Origin of the sequence: Paractinoplanes lichenicola, assembly GCF_016785085.1 — a bacterium.
Classification (GTDB): Bacteria; Actinomycetota; Actinomycetes; order Mycobacteriales; family Micromonosporaceae; genus Actinoplanes; species Actinoplanes lichenicola.
Map to the genome: position 1 here is coordinate 781,738 of NZ_JAENHO010000001.1, position 16,161 is coordinate 797,898.

Annotated in this window: 11 protein-coding genes and 1 pseudogene; 1 reads left to right on the top strand and 11 read right to left on the bottom strand. The window is 71.8% G+C overall.

Features of this window, described 5'->3' with window-relative positions:
• From JKJ07_RS03460 to JKJ07_RS03510, 11 genes are all read right to left on the bottom strand, one after another.
• Positions 1 to 1,746: an ABC transporter ATP-binding protein gene (locus JKJ07_RS03460; RefSeq protein ID WP_202989720.1), complete on the bottom strand. Its 1,746-nt coding sequence runs from the start codon at positions 1,744 to 1,746 to the stop codon at positions 1 to 3.
• Complete coding sequence (locus tag JKJ07_RS03465; RefSeq protein WP_202989721.1) at positions 1,743 to 3,626, bottom strand: ABC transporter ATP-binding protein; 1,884 nt, start codon at positions 3,624 to 3,626, stop codon at positions 1,743 to 1,745. Before JKJ07_RS03465 ends, JKJ07_RS03460 begins: the two co-directional genes overlap by 4 nt.
• 88 nt (positions 3,627 to 3,714) lie before the next feature.
• Complete coding sequence (nikE, locus tag JKJ07_RS03470; protein WP_202989722.1) at positions 3,715 to 5,724, bottom strand: nickel ABC transporter ATP-binding protein NikE; 2,010 nt, start codon at positions 5,722 to 5,724, stop codon at positions 3,715 to 3,717.
• A gap of 175 nt (positions 5,725 to 5,899) precedes the next feature.
• The gene (locus JKJ07_RS49565) at positions 5,900 to 6,769 is read right to left on the bottom strand and encodes an ABC transporter permease (RefSeq protein WP_307834106.1); all 870 of its coding nucleotides are present in this window, start codon (positions 6,767 to 6,769) and stop codon (positions 5,900 to 5,902) included.
• Positions 6,766 to 7,731 (bottom strand): ABC transporter permease, encoded by a 966-nt coding sequence (locus JKJ07_RS03480; protein WP_202989723.1) that lies wholly within the window; start codon positions 7,729 to 7,731, stop codon positions 6,766 to 6,768. Before JKJ07_RS03480 ends, JKJ07_RS49565 begins: the two co-directional genes overlap by 4 nt.
• The gene (locus JKJ07_RS03485; RefSeq protein ID WP_202989724.1) at positions 7,728 to 9,353 is read right to left on the bottom strand and encodes an ABC transporter substrate-binding protein; all 1,626 of its coding nucleotides are present in this window, start codon (positions 9,351 to 9,353) and stop codon (positions 7,728 to 7,730) included. The genes JKJ07_RS03480 and JKJ07_RS03485 overlap by 4 nt, the downstream gene beginning before the upstream one ends.
• The gene (locus tag JKJ07_RS03490; protein WP_202989725.1) at positions 9,350 to 10,501 is read right to left on the bottom strand and encodes an acyl-CoA dehydrogenase family protein; all 1,152 of its coding nucleotides are present in this window, start codon (positions 10,499 to 10,501) and stop codon (positions 9,350 to 9,352) included. Before JKJ07_RS03490 ends, JKJ07_RS03485 begins: the two co-directional genes overlap by 4 nt.
• Positions 10,498 to 11,670 (bottom strand): LLM class flavin-dependent oxidoreductase, encoded by a 1,173-nt coding sequence (locus JKJ07_RS03495; RefSeq protein WP_202989726.1) that lies wholly within the window; start codon positions 11,668 to 11,670, stop codon positions 10,498 to 10,500. Before JKJ07_RS03495 ends, JKJ07_RS03490 begins: the two co-directional genes overlap by 4 nt.
• Positions 11,667 to 12,785, bottom strand: a complete 1,119-nt coding sequence (locus JKJ07_RS03500) for an LLM class flavin-dependent oxidoreductase (protein WP_202989727.1) — start codon at positions 12,783 to 12,785, stop codon at positions 11,667 to 11,669. The genes JKJ07_RS03495 and JKJ07_RS03500 overlap by 4 nt, the downstream gene beginning before the upstream one ends.
• A complete protein-coding gene (locus JKJ07_RS03505) occupies positions 12,782 to 13,525 on the bottom strand; it encodes an alpha/beta hydrolase (protein WP_202989728.1) in 744 nt (247 codons plus the stop codon). Before JKJ07_RS03505 ends, JKJ07_RS03500 begins: the two co-directional genes overlap by 4 nt.
• Before the next feature lie 182 nt (positions 13,526 to 13,707).
• Complete coding sequence (locus tag JKJ07_RS03510; protein ID WP_202989729.1) at positions 13,708 to 14,550, bottom strand: LysR family transcriptional regulator; 843 nt, start codon at positions 14,548 to 14,550, stop codon at positions 13,708 to 13,710.
• A 130-nt stretch (positions 14,551 to 14,680) separates the two neighbouring features.
• Between JKJ07_RS03510 and JKJ07_RS49570 the strand changes: the two are divergent.
• Positions 14,681 to 15,826: pseudogene (locus tag JKJ07_RS49570) on the top strand (ketopantoate reductase family protein); the annotation flags it as partial.
• Positions 15,827 to 16,161 lie beyond the last annotated feature (335 nt).

Below are 16,161 nucleotides of genomic sequence, written 5' to 3' on the forward strand. Positions count from 1 at the left end.
TCATCGGTGCCAGGCTTCGATCAGGGCCGCGTACGGGCCGGGCCGGCGTACGAGGTCGTCGTGCCGCCCGGTCTGCACGACGCGGCCGTCGTCGAAGACCAGCACCCGGTCGGCCGCCTCGGCGGTGAGCATGCGGTGCGCGATCGACACCGTGGTGCGGCCGCGGGTCAGCACGGCCAGGGCCCGCTGCACGGCGACGTCGGTGGCCGGGTCGACGCCCGAGGTGGCCTCGTCGTAGACGACCAGGTCGGGGTCGGCCAGGGCGGTGCGGGCCAGCGCGACCAGCTGCCGCTCGCCGGCCGACAGGCGCTCGCCGCGCAGCCCGACCTCGGTGTCGAGGCCGTCGGGCAGGGTGGCGAACCAGTCGTGCAGGCCGAGCTCCTCGAGGATCTGCGGCACGTTGCCGCCGGGCGAGCCGAGCCGCACGTTCTCGGCGAGGGTGCCGTCGAACAGGAACGGGTCCTGCGGCACGATGACCACCCGCCCGGCCGTCGGCGCGAGCCGGTCGAGCGGCACCCCGCCGAGCAGCACCGTGCCGCCGGCCGGATCGAGGCGCCGGGTGAGCAGCTTGGCGAAGGTGGACTTGCCCGAACCGGTACGCCCGACCACCGCCACGTGCTCACCGGCCGCGATGTCGACCGTCACGTCGCGCAGCACCAGCGGCCCGTCCCCATAACGGGCCGAGACGTCACGCAGCCGCACCTCGACCGGCCCGCCCGGCAGCCGTACGCCACCGGGCCGCTCGGCGCTCGGGGTGCCGGCCAGCTCGAGGGCGCGGCGCCAGCCGGTCAGCGCGTTCTGGGCCTCGCCCAGGCTCTGCACCAGGAACTGCAGCGGCCGCACGAAGAAGGTGACCAGGAAGACCATGGCCACGACCTGACCCGCGGTGAGCCGGGGCGGGTCGCCGCCGAGCGACCACCAGACGCCGCCCAGCAGCACGGTGACCGTCATGGCCGAGATGGTGAGCTCGCCCAGCGACGTGTTGCCGTGCAGCGGGGGCAGCGTCCGCAGCAGGCTGTCGCGGGCCCGGTCGACCGCGTCGTCGAGCTTGGCCCGGGCCCGTTCCTCGGTGCCGGTCGACCGGATCACGGCGCCGCCGGTGACCGACTCGGCCACCACGCTCTGCAGCCGCGACAGATCCCGACGGGCCACGTCGTAGCGGCGGGCGATCACCCGCTGCATCCCCATCATGACCGCGATCAGCAGCGCGGCCAGCACGAGCACGGGCAGGGCGAGCTGCCAGCTGTAGACCAGCAGGATCACGGTCGCGATGACCAGCTGGGCCGCGTTGGTGACGAACTGGATGCCGCCGCCCTGCAGAAACGTCGTCACCTGATCGACGTCGCTGGTCAGCCGGGCCACCAGGTCGGCGCTGGGCGTACGGTCCACGGTCGCGGCCGGCATCTCGTGCACCCGACGCAGCCCCGTACGCCGCAGGGCGGCCAGGTGCCGTTCGATCCGCTCCTGCAGGCGCCGGTTCAGCAGCATCGACGAGGCGCCCGCCACCACCACCGCCCCGGCCCCGACCGCAACGGCCGGCCCGACGGAGTGCGCGGTGAGCCCGGCATCGATCGTCCGCTGCACAGTCAGCGGCGCCACGATTCGCCCCCCACCGGCCAGCAGCGCCAGCACCGCCGTCACCACAAGCCCCTGCCGCAGCTCCGGCGGCACCAGGTCAAGACCCTTCCCCCGTACGGGTGTGCCTGCCCCACCAATCCCCCGGCGCTCACGAACGGGCGCGCTCATGACCGCTCACCCCAGCCTGATGCGGCCGCGCCGTGGGTCGTCGCATCTCTCCCACTGTCGCCGTCCCCGTCGCCGGTGACCACCCGTGAAGTCGTCACGCCGCCCCCACCGACGGCCGCCGTCTCCCAAGGCCCCAACCGGCCCAGCTCGCCACCCTCATCCCCGGCGGCCGGCCGCGAAGTTGCCGCGTCGCCGCTCGAGGCCCGCGAGTCAAGAGTCGACGCGGTCGTGTCGTAAGCCGTCACAATGCGGCGGTATTCGTCGATGGCGAGCAGGTCGGTCGGGGTTCCCGCGGCGGCGATTCGGCCGGCGCTGACGAGGACTACGCGGTCGGCCAGTTCGACGGCGCGGGGGCGGTTCGTGGCCAGCAGGACGGTGGGGCCGCCGGGGGTGGCCAGGCTGTTGAGGACCTGACGTTCGACGCGGGAGTCGAGTGCGGACGTGGCATCGTCGAGGATCAGCAGGCGAGGTTCGCGCAGGACCGCGCGGGCGATGCACAGGCGTTGGCGTTGGCCGCCGGAGAGGGTGGCGCCGCGTTCCCCGACCACCGTGTCGAGGCCGTCCGGCAGCTCGCGGACGAAGTCGTCGGCCGCCGCGACCCGTAGGGCGTCCCAGATTTTGGAGTCGTCGTAGGAGCGGTCGAGCACCAGGTTGTCGCGGATCGGTTCGGCGAAGAGGAACGGCGTCTGCGAGACGACCGCTACCGTCGCGGGCACCACGCCGGCGGCCAGGTCGCGTACGTCGATGCCGTCGAACAGCACCGAGCCGCCGGACGGGTGGCCCTGACCGCCGGCCAGGTCGAGCAGCGTGGACTTACCCGAGCCGACGGCGCCGACCACCACCGTCACCGTGCCCGGTTCGAGGGTGAGATCGGCGTCGCGCAGCAATCGGCGGCCGGAACGGGTGACGCCGGCGCCGCGCAGTTCGACCCGCAGCGGGCGATCACCGGTGAGCCTTTCTCCGCCGTACGGGGAAAGGTCTTGACTCTGGAGCACCGACTGCACGCGCTCGTGGCCGGCCGCCGACATGGGGAGCATCGACAGGAACCGGCTGATCACGTTGAGCGGGATGGCCACGGTGATCAGCAGGTAGACCACGCCGACCAGATCGCCGACGCTGAGCGTGCCGGCCTGCACGCGCGGGGTTCCGGCGGCCAGCACCACCAGAACGGCCGCGGTCGGCAGCAATTCGAGCACGGGGTCGAAAACGGAGCTGATGCCTGCCATGCGCAGGTCGGCCCGGCGCAGCCGCTCGACACCAGGGGCGAAACGCGCGTCCTCGACGTCGGTCAGGCCGAGGCTGCGGACCACGGGGTCGCCCTCGATGGACTCGTGCGCGACTCCGCCGACGATGCCGCGGGCCTGTTGGGCCTCCCGGGCGCGCGGGGCGAGCAGACGCTGGTAGACGACGTTGAGGCCGAGAACCAGCGTCACCAGGGCCAGGCCGATCAGGCCGAGGGCGAAGTCGCGGAGGAACAGCTCGGTCAGCGCGAGCAACAGCATGAAGACCATGCCGAACGCGAAGTAGGCGAACTGCATGGGCGACCACAGCGCGTCCACATCGGAGATGGCGTGGGCCAGGAGGCGGCCGGGTGGACGGTCTCGGTGCCACTGGCGGTCGAGCACCAGGAAGCGGCGGACTACGGCTCTGCGGGTTTCGGCCTGCGCCCGATATTGCACATGGCCGGTGGCCAGGCCGCGTAGGAAGATCGTGCTCCAGCGGACGGCGGAGATGCCCAGGATGAGGGCGGCCGCGGTCCACCAGGCGCTGGGCGGCACGGGGTCGGCTCTCAGGGCCGGCACTACTACGTGGTCGGTGGCCCAGCCGATGGCCAGCGCGCCGGCGACCATGGTGGCGCCGTTGATCAGGCCGGTGATCATGGCGAGCAGGGCGGGGGCGGGGTGGGCTCGGGCGCCTGTGAACTGAGCTATGAGCGCGGAGAGGGTGGGTGCCGGGTTCGGCGGAGTTTCAAGCGGCATTGGCGCGCCGGCCTGGGATGGCTTCGACCAGTTCCCTCGTACGGGGGCTGCTCGGGTTGGTGAAGACGTCGGCGACCCGGCCCTGTTCGACGATGCGGCCGTCGCTCATCACCGACACCGTGTGCGAGATGCGGGCGACGACGGCCAGATCGTGCGAGACGAAGAGGTAGGACAGGCCGAGTTCGCGTTGCAGCTCGGCCAGCAGCTGCAGGATCTGCTCCTGGACGAGCACGTCGAGGGCGGACACCGGCTCGTCCAGCATGATCAGGTCGGGCTGCAGGGCCAGCGCGCGGGCGATGGCAACCCGTTGGCGTTGACCGCCGGAGAGCTCGCGCGGGCGCCGGTCCAAGTAGGACACCGGCAGGGCGACCTGGTCGAGCAACTCCCGGGCGCGGGCCTCGCGGCTGCGGCGGTCGCCGACCCGGAACGAGACCAGGGGTTCGACTATCGACTGGCGTACGGAGAACTTGGGGTCGAGCGTGGCGAATGGGTCCTGATGGACGAGCTGGGCCTTGCGCCGCAACGGTCGCATGCGGTTCCACGACAGGCCGGCGATCTCGTGCCCGTCGAGGCGGACGGAACCGCTGGTCGCGGACTCGAGGCCGAGGGCGATGCGCAGGGTGGTCGTCTTGCCGCAACCCGACTCCCCGACCAGCGCGTGGGTGCGGCCGCGGGGGACCTCGAAGGTGACTTTGTCGAGCGCGTTGAAGCCACGGCGGCCGCGCCTGGGGTCGCTGACCGGGAAGATCTTGCTTACCTCGTTCAGGGCCAGAACCGGGGTGGGGCTTGTCTCGGTTTTGCCCTGTGGATAAGCCAGAATCGCCGCCCCGTTCAAGCTAGGGTCACCCACATCTTCCCTGGGTGGGCGGGGGAGGACGGTGGCTGCTCCGCCTGCAAAACTGGACAAATCGGGTGGCGGAGTCGGGGAGCCGGGTGGAACGGCTTTGGCCTGCGGAAATGCGGGCGAGGCGGGTGCTGGGTCCGAAGTGGGGCGCGATACCGTTGCGGGGCCAGGGACATCGGGCGCCGCGGGGCCGGAGAGTGGAGCCGCGGGCGATCCGAGTTCGGCGTGCGCCGCCGGCTCGGGACTTGGGGCTGCGGGCTGCTCGGCTTCGAGACGCGGCACAGCGGGCGACGCCGGCTCAAAGCGCGAGAGGGGCTCGGCTCGCGGGCCTGCGGGCGATGCCGGGGTAGAGCGCGGGACTGCGGGCGATGCCGGGGTGGGGCGCGGGATTGCGGGTGTTGCGGCTTCGACCAGGCGGCGGGTGTAGGGCTCGGCCGGGAAGTGCAGGATCTGGCCGGGGTTGCCCTCCTCGACCTTGCGGCCGTCGCGCATCACCGCGATGCGGTCGGCCCGGTCGGCTGCTACTGCCAGGTCGTGGGTGATGATGAGCAGCGCGATGCCCTGGCCGCGGACCAGGCCTTCGAGGTGGTCGAGGATGCGTTTCTGGACGGTGACGTCGAGGGCGCTGGTCGGCTCGTCGGCGATGATCAGCTTGGGTTTGCCGGCCAGGGCGATGGCGATCAGCACGCGTTGGCGCAGGCCGCCGGAGAGTTCGTGCGGGTATTGGCGGGCGCGCATTTCGGGGTCGGGTACGCCGGCCTCCTCGAGGAAGGCCAGCGCCTCGGTGTGGGAGCCGCCGCGCAGGCGTACGGCCTCGGCGACCTGGGCTCCGACGCGCTGGGTGGGGTTGAGGCCGACCATCGGGTCCTGCGGGATGAGCCCGACGACCGAGCCGCGCAGGCCGCGGAGCACACGTTCCTTCGCGCCGGCGGTTTCGACCCCATCGACTACGGCCGAGCCGGCGGTGATGCGGCCGTTGGCGGGCAGCAGACCGATGAGCGCGTTGGCCGTGGTGGTCTTGCCGGAGCCGGATTCGCCGACGATCGCTACTACCTCCCCCTGGGCGACGGTCAGGTCCAGCCCGGTGACGGCAGGCGAGATGGTTCGGTGCCGGGCGTAGCCGACGTCGAGCCCTTGGATGTGGACCAGCGTCATCGAACCGGCTCCAGAGTCGGAGAAAGCGCAGAAAAGAGCGGCGTCAGAGTCGGAGAAAGCGCAGAAAAGAGCGGCGTCAGAGTCGGAGAAAGCGCAGAAAAGAGCGGCGTCAGAGTCGGAGAAAGCGCAGAAAAGAGCGGCGTCAGAGTTGGAGAAACCGCAGGAAAGGCCAGCGTCATCGGGTCAGCTCCTGCAGGGTCTTGGAGATGTGGTTGAGGCTGAGCACCAGCAACGCCACGAACAGGCCGGGCAGCAAAGACAGCCACCAGGACGTGATGAGGTAGTTGCGGCCGTCGGCGATGAGGGTTCCCCATTCGGCGGCGGGTGGGGCGGCGCCAAAGCCCAGGAAGCTCAGCGAGGCGATCGCGATGATGGCCACGCCGGCGTCCAGCACGGCCAGCACGGCCACCGGGCCCCACGAGTTGGGCAGGATGTGCCGCAGCAGCACGCGGGTCCACGACGCTCCCCCGGCGCGCGCGGCCTCGACGTACGGGAGGGTTTTGACCCTGAGCACCTCGGCCCGGGTGGTGCGGGCGAAGCCGGGGACGATGCCGACGCCGACCGCGACCGCCACGGGGACGGTGCCGTAGCCGAGCGCGGTCACGATGGACAGGGCGAGCAGCAGGCCGGGGATGGCCAGCAGCACGTCGACGAAGCGCATCAGGATCGAGTCGGTGTAGCTGCCGAAGAAGCCGGCGACGATGCCGAGCGTGAGCCCGGCCACCACGGCGATGCCGAGCGCGATCAGTGTGGCCTGGATCGTCAGCGCGGACCCGTGCAGGACGCGACTCCACAGGTCGCGACCGTAGATGTCGGTGCCGAAGAAGTGGTCGAGGCTGGGTGGCAGGGTGACCGCGCCGGGGTCGGTGTCGATCGGCCCGTACGAGGTGAACAGGCTGGGCCAGAACGCCGAGACCACGATGAAAGCCACGTAGAGCAGCGCCACCAGAAACAGCGGGCGGCGGACCAGCACGGAAGTCAGCCGACCGCCGGACGGCGCGGGCGCGGCCTCAACAAGAGGTGCTTCCAGGAGAGTGGCGGTCACAGCGCAGCTCCCTCGGTAGAAACGCGAACATGAGTGATCCGCGGATCCAGCAACGGATAGAGCAGATCAACCACCAGATTCACCAGTACGAACATGGCCGCGGCCACGGTCACGACGGCCAGCACCACCGGCACGTCCTGGGCCAGCACCGCCTCCTGGGCCAGCTTGCCCACGCCCTCGCGGGTGAACACCGTCTCGGTGACGATCGAGCTGGTCACGGTGAGCCCGACGATGACCCCCAAAATCGTCATGGCCGGCAACGCCGCATTGCGAAAGGCGTGCCGCAGATGCACCGCCGACCGCGACAACCCCTTGGCCCGCGCCGTAGTGATGTAGGGCTGCGCCAGCGTCTCGTCGAAGCTCTTGATCAGCACCTGGGCCAGCACCGCCGACGCCAGCACCGAGATGGTCAGCACCGGCATCACCAGCGACGAGAACCCGGTGGTGCCGGTGGCCGGGAACCAGCCGAGCTGGAACGAGAAGAACTGGATGAGGAACAGCGCCACGAAGAACTGCGGGAACGAGGCGCCCAGCGCGGGCAGGCGGCTGAGCAGCGTACGCAGCCAGGGCAGCGAGACGAAGGTGGCCAGATAGGCCAGGGCCGAGCCGAGCACCAGCGACACCACGGCCGCGCTCACGCTCAGCTGGAGCGTGGGCCCGATCCGCTGGGCCAGCAGGTCACCCACCGGCACCTGCTGGGTCAGCGAGGTGCCGAAGTCGCCCTGGAGCAGCCCGGTCAGATGATGCCAGTACTGCGCCCAGATCGACTGGTCGAGCCCGAACTGCTGCTTGATCGCGTCCACCTGAGCCGCGGTGAGGCTGTCCGTCTGCACCCCGGCCGCGGCCAGCTGCAGCTCCATCGGGTCGCTGGGCAGCAGGTAGAGGATGGCGAAGGTCAGCGTGTACGCGGCCCACAGCACGGCCACCGCCTGCCCCACCCGGCCCAGCACATACCGAGTCATGACCGGGTCACATCGTTGAGGCGCAGGAAGCTCTCCGAGGTGAACGCGAAGCCCTTGACCTTGTCGCTGACCCCGGCGTACTGCAGCCGCTCGAACAGCGGGAACACCACGCCCTGGTCGAGCAGGTAGTCCTGCAGCTCGGCGTACGCCTGCGCCGTCTGCTTCTCGTCGGTGGTGGTGAGCGCCTTGGCGAACAGGTCCTGGATGCCCTTGATGACCTCGGGCGAGGCCGAGCGCTGGGCCAGGGCCTTGGAGTTGGCGACCTCGGGGTTGAGGATGAACTGCAGCGCGCCCGGGTCGGCCCGGGTGAAGTAGGTCTGGGCCAGGTCGTAGGCGCCCTCCTTGGTGTAGGTGGCCTGCTGGGCGGTGGTCAGCGTGCGCAGTTCGAGGTTGATGCCGACCTTCTTGAGCTGGGCCTGCAGCAGCTCGGCGCCCGCGCTGCCCACGGTGATCGGGTATTCGAGGCTGAGCGCGGCGCCGTTCTTGGCCCGGATCCCGTCGGCGCCTGCGGTCCAGCCGGCGTCCTCGAGAATCTTCTGGGCGCCCTCGGGGTCGTACGCGAGCTTGTCGGTCTCGGCCTTGAAGTAGGGCGTGGTCGAGTTGAAGGCCCCCTGCACCACGGGGTAGTCAGGGCCAAAAACCGTTCCCGCGTACGTCTTGAGGTCGATCGCCTTGTACAGCGCCTTGCGCACCGCGGCGTCGGCCAGCGGCTTGCCCGCCGTCGTGTTGGCGTAGAGGGCGTACGCGGGCCCGGGCAGTGCCCGCTTCTCGACCGTGTCGCCGCTCTTCTCGATCAGCTGCCGGTCCTGCGGCGTGAACGGGTTGCGCGGCCAGGCGATGTCGGTGGCCCCGCTGATCAGGTTGCCGGTGCGCACGCTGTCCTCGGCCACGTAGTTGAAGACGACCCGGTCGACCTTCGCCTCGCCCTTGTTCTGCACCAGCTCGGAGCCCCACGAGTAGCCGGCCCGCTTGGTCAGCACGGTCTCGACCTTCGGCGTGTAGTGGTCGAGCTGGAACAGCCCGGAGCCGACCACGCCCTTGCCCGTGCACCGTTCGGCCGGGGTCAGCGCGAACTCGGCCGGGTCGGTGATGGCCAGGTTGGTGGTCGAGGTGGCCTGCAGGAACGACGAGTTCGGCCGGGACAGCTCGAGCTCGACGGTCAGCGGGTCGACCGCCTTGGCCCCGGTCAGCCCCTGCACGTAGGAGGACCCGTACGCGGCGCCGTTGGTGGCTTTGACGGTGGCGATCCAGCCCGTCGCGTTGTCGGCGACGGCCTGCGCGTCGAGCTTCTTGCCGTTGGCGAAGGTGACGCCGTCGCGCAGCTTGAACGTGTACTTCTTGCCGTCCGGGCTGATCTCCCAGCTCTGGGCCAGCCAGGGCACGATCTTGCCGGTCTCCGGGTCCTGGTCGGTCAGCGAGTCGGCGAAGTTGCGGATGATCGAGCGGTGTTCGATCCAGTAGACCTGGAACGGGTCGATGCACGGGAACGCCGCGTTGTCGGGCCAGAACGAGACCTTGAGCGTGCCGCTGCCGGCGCCCGCCTGGTCGTCGCCGCCGCTGCCGCAGCCGGTCAGCGCCAGCGCTGCGACGGCCGCGACGGCAAGGGGTTTCACAAGCTTCATCGGGGAGTGTCCTTACTAAGAACTCGGCGGCCCGCGGCCAGCAGGACGGCGTCCTCCTGGGGCGGGTGCACACGGATGCAGAGGGCGTCGCGCAGGTGTCGTTCGAGGCAGTGGTGGCGGGACAGGCCGGGGTTGCCGAGGGCGGCCACCGCGGTCTGCGTCGCGGCGATGACCGAGCGGGCGATGGCCACCTTGATCGCGGAGAAGTCGGGCTTCTCCCCCGCCTCCGCGCGCAGCAGGGCGCCGTGCAGCAGGGTCTCGGCCTGGGTGATCTGCAGGTCGATCTCGCCCGCCACGGACTGGATCCGCTCGGTCTCGGCGATCGGCTTGCCGAGCGCGGCGGGCACCCGGTCGCGGGCGAACTCGGCGAACGCCGTACGGGCCGCGCGGGCCACGCCGATGTAGAGCGCGGGGTGGCCGAAGCTGCCGGGGCCGGCCACCGCCGCCGGGTCGCGGTAGACGCCGTCGGGGCCGCGCGGGATCTCGACGAACGCCTCGGCCGGCACCGCGACGTCGGCGTAGACCACGTCGTGGGTGTTGGAGGCGCGCAGCCCGAGGTGGTCCCAGGTGTCGATCCAGGTGATGCCGGGCGCGTCACCGGGCACGAGCACGTGGCCGACCCGGTCGCCGGCCACCGCCCAGACGACGTGATAGGCCAGGCCGGCTCCGCCGGTCCCGTACGCCTTCCGGCCGTTGAGCAGCCAGCCGTCGCCGCTCGCGGTGAGCGTCGTCCTGGGCAGGCCGCCACGGGCCGGGGCGCCCAGCTCGGGTTCGGCCCGGATCGCGTTGACCAGGGCCGGGCCCGACCGCGAGCGGCGCAGCAGGTCGTCGTACAGCGCGGCGGGCCAGCTGCCGGTGGCGGCCTGGGCGGCGTGCGTGTTGAGCGAGTTGGCGGCGAGCAGGCCGACCGAGGCGTCGCCCTCGCCGATGGCGGTGAGGATGCGAGCCGTCGCGCGGGGGCCGAGGCCCGGTCCGCCGTACTGCGGGCCGACGGTGGCGGTGAGCAGTCCGGCGCGGTGGGCGGCCTCGATGCCGGCCCAGGGCAACTCGGCGCTGCGGTCGTACTCCCCCGCGGTCTTGGCGATCTCGGCGGTGACCGCGGCCAGGGCGGCGTCGGAGAGATCGGGCGCCGGGAACGCGTACGTCACGGGGTGCTCGCGAACTGCGCGTACTCGGGGCGATAGTTGCCCAGGTGCTCGGCCTGCAACCGGCCCCGCCGCCCGGTCGCCTTGCGGTGCGCGATCTCCTCCCGTACGAGGGGAAGGACGTACCGGCCGTAGTCCACCGCGTCGGCGAGCGTGTCGTAGCCGCGGATCGAGACCAGCGACGCGCCCTGGTCGACGTAGTCGAGGATCGCCGCGGCCACCGTCTCGGGCGAGCCGACCAGCGCGGTCGAGGCGCCGGCGGCGTTGGTCACGGCGGCCGTACGGGTCCACAACGCCCGGTCGTACAGCTCGGACTTGTTGGCAAAAGCGAGCGCGCGCTGCGAGCCGACGTTCTGGGGCGTGCCCTGAAGGGCAGGCCGCGCGATCCGCTCCACGTAGTCCTTGGCCTTGCGCCAGGCCAGCTCGTCGGTCTGCGCGATGATCGGCCGGAACGTGACCCAGATCCGGGGCAGCGTGGTGCGGCCGGCGTCGCGGGCGATCCCGTTGACCCGGTCGATCTCGCTGCGCAGGTCGGCCAGCGGCTCGCCCCAGAAGCTGAAGATGTCGGCCTTGGCCCCGCCCACGGCGAAGGCCTCGTCGGACTGGCCGCCGATCGAGATCGGGATTGGGCTCTCGTACGGCGCGAAGCCCGGCCCGAAATCGTCGAACTTGTAGAACTCGCCCTGGTGGCTGAACGCGGCGGGCTCGGTCCACGAACGGCGCATCACGTCGATGTATTCCGACGTACGGGCGTACCGCTTGTGCTTGGGCAGGTAGTCGCCCTGCCGGGCCTGCTCGGCGTCGCTGCCCCCGCTGATCAGGTGGACCACCGCCCGGCCCTCGGTGAGCTGGTCGAGGGTGGCCAGCTTCTGCGCGGCGACGCTCGGTGGGGTGGTGTTGGGCCGCAGCGCGACGATCGGCTTGATCCGCTCGGTCAGCTGCCCGACCGCGCTGGCCACGACGAACGAGTCGGCGCTGCCCGCCCCGTACGGGAGAAGGGTGTAATCGAAACCGCCCTCCTCGAGGGAGCGCACGTAACGCCGGAAGTACTTCAGGTCGATGCCGCGCGACGGCACCGGGTCGAGCTCGGTCGACGGGTTGAGGTGGGAGAGGCTGATGAACTCCACCTCGGGCGTGGCCGTCGGCGGGATGGTGGGATCGAAGTCGGTCATGCGGGCGTCCTCTCTGCGAATGCCCCGGGGTGTTCGTCCTGCAGGGGGCCGCGCTGCCCCGTGGCCTCCCGATGGGCCAGCTCCTGGCGGACCAGCGGCAGGATGTGCCGGCCGTAGTCGATGAGGTCGTTGAGGTTGTCGTAGCCGCGGATCGAGATGAGGTCGGCGCCCAGGTCGACGTAGTCGAGGATCGCCGCAGCCACCGTCTCGGGCGTGCCGACCAGGGCGGTCGAGGCGCCGGCGGCCCCGGTGGCCGTGGCGGTCGGCGTCCACAGGGCGCGGTCGTGCACGTCCTGGCGGCCGGCGATCTCGAGCAGGCGCTGCGAGCCGACGTTCTGGGGCTCCACCCGGGGACCGCCGCTCTGCAACACGGCCAGCGTGCGCTCGGCCTTCTCCCAGGCCAGCTCCTCGGTGGCCGCGATGATCGGGCGGAAGGTGACCCAGATGCGCGGGCGGTCGGTGCGTCCGGCCGCCGCGGCCTGCGCGTTGACGGCGTCGATCTGGGCCCGGGTGTCGGCCAGCGGCTCGCCCCACAGCCCGAAGATGTCGCCGCGCGAGCCGCCGACCCGGTACGCCTCGGCCGATGACCCGCCGACCGAGACCGGGATGGTGCCGCGGGTGGGCCGGACCAGGCTCAGGAAGTTCTCGAACTTGTAGAACTCGCCCTCGTGATCGAACGGCTCGGTGCTGGTCCAGACCTTGCGGACGACGTCGATGTATTCCGCCGTACGGGCGTAGCGCTGCTCCTTGGTCAGGTAGTCGCCCTCGCGGGCCTGCTCGGCGTCGCTGCCGCCCGAGATGAAGTGCACCACCGCCCGGCCCGCGCCGAACTGGTCGAGCGTGGCCAGGGCCTTGGCCGCGACCGTGGGATAGATCGTGTTGGGGCGCAGGGCCACGATCGGCGCCACCCGCTCGCTGCGGGCCACGATCTGGTTGGCGATCGCGAACTGGTCCTGGAACGACGACGCGTACGCGCACAGCGTGTAGTCGAAGCCGGCGTCCTCCAGCGCGTTGACGTAGCGGGTGAAGAACGGCAGGTCGATGCCGGCCCGGCCGAGCCGGTTGAGCTCGTTGCTCGGGTTGACGTTGACGGCGCTGATGAACTCGACGGTCATCGGGTCACCGGCACGGCGATCGGGGCCAGGTCGCCGCCGTTGCGCAGCCGCTCGAGGAACAGCACGATCGTCGCGGCCACGGTGCGGTGGGTCTGGTCGTTGAGCACGTCGTGCGGGCCGCCGGCGATGCTGACGAGCTCGGCCCGGGGCGCGGCGGCGTAGAAGGCGGCGGCCTCGGCCAGAGGGCTGACCGTGTCGTCGCGGCCGTGCAGGCCCAGCACGGGGAGGGCGACGGTCGCGGCCGCGCCGGGCGAGAACCAGTCGGCGGGCAGGTCGGTGAAGAGCTCCCCCGGGCGTACGAGGGAAACGGTGTTGATCTTCCCCCGGTGGGTCGGGCAGAAGCTGCGCGCGTCGAGCTCGTCGTCCCAGTCGCGGCTCGCGCCCGCCGTTGCGGTGGTCGGCAGCCCGGCCAGCACCAGGGCGTTCACGCCGGGCAGGGCACCCTCGGCGGCCAGGTGGGCCGCGAAGGCCGCGCCACCGTCCGAGCCGGCCACGATGCGCGGCTTCTCGGGGTCGGCCTCGGCCAGCAGACCGTCGAGCTGCTCACGGGCCTGCTCGGCGGAGTCGCTGGGCGAGGCGACGACGTGCACCCGATAGGCGTCGGCGGCCAGGCGCTTGCCGAAGCGCTCGTAGACCTGAGGCGACTCGCCACGCCCGGGGAACAGGATGAACGTGCCGCGCAGGGGGACGGGGTCGGGCTCGTTCCAGGTGCGGACCACGGTCTCGTGGGCGAGCGTCATGACGGACCTTCCGGCTGATCGGATTACCTATAACACCTACCAAGCTAGTAGGGCTTTGGGAAGGGCGTCCAACGCCGATTCGCGATCGAACCGATCACATCCGCTTATCTTTTCCGCGGCGCCCGCTTGATCGCTCCGGCGGCGCCGTTTGATCGCTTCTGTCGGCGCCGCTTGATCGACTTCTACCGGCGGCCCTGGGCCAGCACCGTGTGCAGGGCGTCGGTGACCGCTGTCACGACCTGCGGATCGGCCCCGGAACGGGCGCGCAGGCTCATGGCGGCCGGCTGCACCGCGGGCAGGTCATCGCGGACGCGCAGACCGTCGGGCGTCGTCGCCGCGGTGGCCATCAGGGCGACCCCCAGCCCGCTGCGCACCGCCTCGAGCACGCCCGCGACATAGCCGCTGTCGCAGACCACGTACGGCTCCAGGCCGCGCGCGGTCAGGGCGGTGAGCGCGCGGCGGCGCAGCACGCAGGGCTCCTCGATGGCGACCACGGGCCAGGGGCCGGGCGGCGCGGCCCAGCCGGTGGCCGCATACCAGGTCAGGGGCAGTGAGCCGACCGGCACGCCGTCGGCCGCGGACGCCTCGGCCAGATGCACGGCGACGTCGATCGCGCCCCGATCGACCGCGGCGTCGAGCCGTCGGGTGCGGTCGATGCGAAAACGCACCTGGTGACCCGGCAGCGCGGCGGTGATCGCGGGCAGCAGCAGGTCGGCCGCGTGCTCGGTGGTGCCGACGGTGACGGCCGGACGCTCCGGCCCGACCAGCAGCCGGCGCAGCGCGTCGTCGTGCGCCGCGAGGATGCGCCGGGCCTCCCCCAGCAGCGCCTGACCGTCCGGGGTGAACACCGTGGCCCGCCCCTGCCGCTCGACGACCGGCCTTCCGATCACCTTCTCGAGGCGCCGGACGTGCTGACTGACCGCCGACTGGCTGACCTTGAGCGCGGCCGCGGCCCGGTGAAAGCCGCCACAGTCGGCCACCGCGATCAGGCTGCGCAGCGCGAGAATGTCCAGCACAGGTCCCATGTCGCCGGACGCTAACAGCCGATTGATAAGAAGTTGTGTTCGATCCGATCGGGTTTTCGCGCTGGACAGCGACCACCAGTCACGGCCATGCTGCTAATTCCTAGTGAGTCCATAGGTGGGAAGGTATTTGATGAGCCGTTACGTGGTGATCGGGGCCGGCGCGGTCGGCGCGTCGATCGCGGCCGAACTGCACCGGGCCGGCATCGAAACCCTGCTGATCGCCCGCGGCGCCCAACTGGCCGCCCTGCGCGCCCACGGCCTGCACTACCTACGCCCCGACGGCGCCCATGACGTGCGGCTGCCGGTCGCCGCAGGCCCGGCCGAGATACAACTAACCGCCGACGACGTGCTGCTGCTCGCCACGAAGAGCACCGACACGGCAGCAGCCGTCCGCGAATGGGCGTGGCGCCCGGTCAAACGGTCCGACGGCGGCACCGGCGTCGCAGCCACCGACCTGCCCGTAGTCACCCTGCAAAACGGCCTCGACAACGAACGCACGGCCCTACGCTCGTTCGCCCAGGTGATCGGCGCCGTGGTCTGGATCCCGGCCACGTTCGTCACCCCCGGCGAGGTCGTCAACCACGGCTGGCCCGCCCCGGCCGTGCTGTGGCTGGGCCCCTACCCGGCCGCGCCCGTCGCCACGCCTGCGCCCACCTCTCTCGCGCCCGCTTCTCCCGCGTCTGCCTCTCCCACTCCCGCGCCCACCCCTCTCGCGCCCGCCTCTCCCGCGCCCACCCCTCTCGCGCCCGCCTCTCCCGCCTCCGCCTCTCCCGCGCCCGCCTTTCCTCCGTCCACCACTCCCTCACCCGCCGCTTCCTTGGCGCACAACCCCGCCGCTGTGCCTGGTGTCGCCGACGTGTCCGGCACCACGAGCTCGCTCGACGACACGGTCGGGCGGATCGCCGCCGATTTGCGCCGGGCCGGATTCGTCGCACACGAGACGGCCGACATCGTGGGGCACAAGGCGGCCAAACTGCTCGGCAACCTCGTCAACACGCTCGACGCCCTTTACCCGCCGAGCGAGCTCCGCGACGCCGCCTTGGCCCTGCTCAAGACCGAGGCCCGCGCGGTCTACGCCGCCGCCGGCATCACCCCGGCCACCCCGGTCACCGGTGACTTCCGGGTGGCCGACGTGCCCGATCGGCCCCGCGCCGGCAACTCGACCCGGCAGAGCCTGGCCCGGGCCGGCGCCCCCGAGACCGACTACCTCGACGGCGAGATCGTGCTGCTCGGCCGGCTGCACGAGGTGCCGACTCCGACCGCCGCCGCGGTGCAGGCCCGCATTCACCGGGCGGTCGCCGAGGGCACGACCCCGGTCTCGCTGGACGACGCCGACCTGGCGGCCACCCTGCCCGGCCTGACCGCCACCCCCGCAGCCCAACCCGGCCCCGCCGCCACCACCCCCGCGGCCCAGCCCGGCCCCGCCACCATCGCTCAGCCCAGCACCGCCCCTACGGCCCAGTCCACCCGGGCGGCCGGGCGGGACGGGACGGCCGGGCGGGACGGGACGGCCGGGCGGGACGGGACGGCCGGGCGGGACGGGACGGCCGGGCGGGACGGGACGGCCGGGCGGGACGGGACGGCCGGGCGGGACGGGGCGACCTCGACGAC

What these genes read in the sequence shown, in the direction of transcription:
- JKJ07_RS03460 (WP_202989720.1), bottom strand. Translation starts at nt 1,746, where the DNA reads ATGAGCGCGCCCGTTCGTGAGCGCCGGGGGATTGGTGGGGCAGGCACA.
- JKJ07_RS03465 (WP_202989721.1), bottom strand. Translation starts at nt 3,626, where the DNA reads ATGATCACCGGCCTGATCAACGGCGCCACCATGGTCGCCGGCGCGCTG.
- nikE (WP_202989722.1), bottom strand. Translation starts at nt 5,724, where the DNA reads ATGACGCTGGTCCACATCCAAGGGCTCGACGTCGGCTACGCCCGGCAC.
- JKJ07_RS03480 (WP_202989723.1), bottom strand. Translation starts at nt 7,731, where the DNA reads ATGACTCGGTATGTGCTGGGCCGGGTGGGGCAGGCGGTGGCCGTGCTG.
- JKJ07_RS03485 (WP_202989724.1), bottom strand. Translation starts at nt 9,353, where the DNA reads ATGAAGCTTGTGAAACCCCTTGCCGTCGCGGCCGTCGCAGCGCTGGCG.
- JKJ07_RS03495 (WP_202989726.1), bottom strand. Translation starts at nt 11,670, where the DNA reads ATGACCGACTTCGATCCCACCATCCCGCCGACGGCCACGCCCGAGGTG.
- JKJ07_RS03500 (WP_202989727.1), bottom strand. Translation starts at nt 12,785, where the DNA reads ATGACCGTCGAGTTCATCAGCGCCGTCAACGTCAACCCGAGCAACGAG.
- JKJ07_RS03505 (WP_202989728.1), bottom strand. Translation starts at nt 13,525, where the DNA reads ATGACGCTCGCCCACGAGACCGTGGTCCGCACCTGGAACGAGCCCGAC.
- JKJ07_RS03510 (WP_202989729.1), bottom strand. Translation starts at nt 14,550, where the DNA reads ATGGGACCTGTGCTGGACATTCTCGCGCTGCGCAGCCTGATCGCGGTG.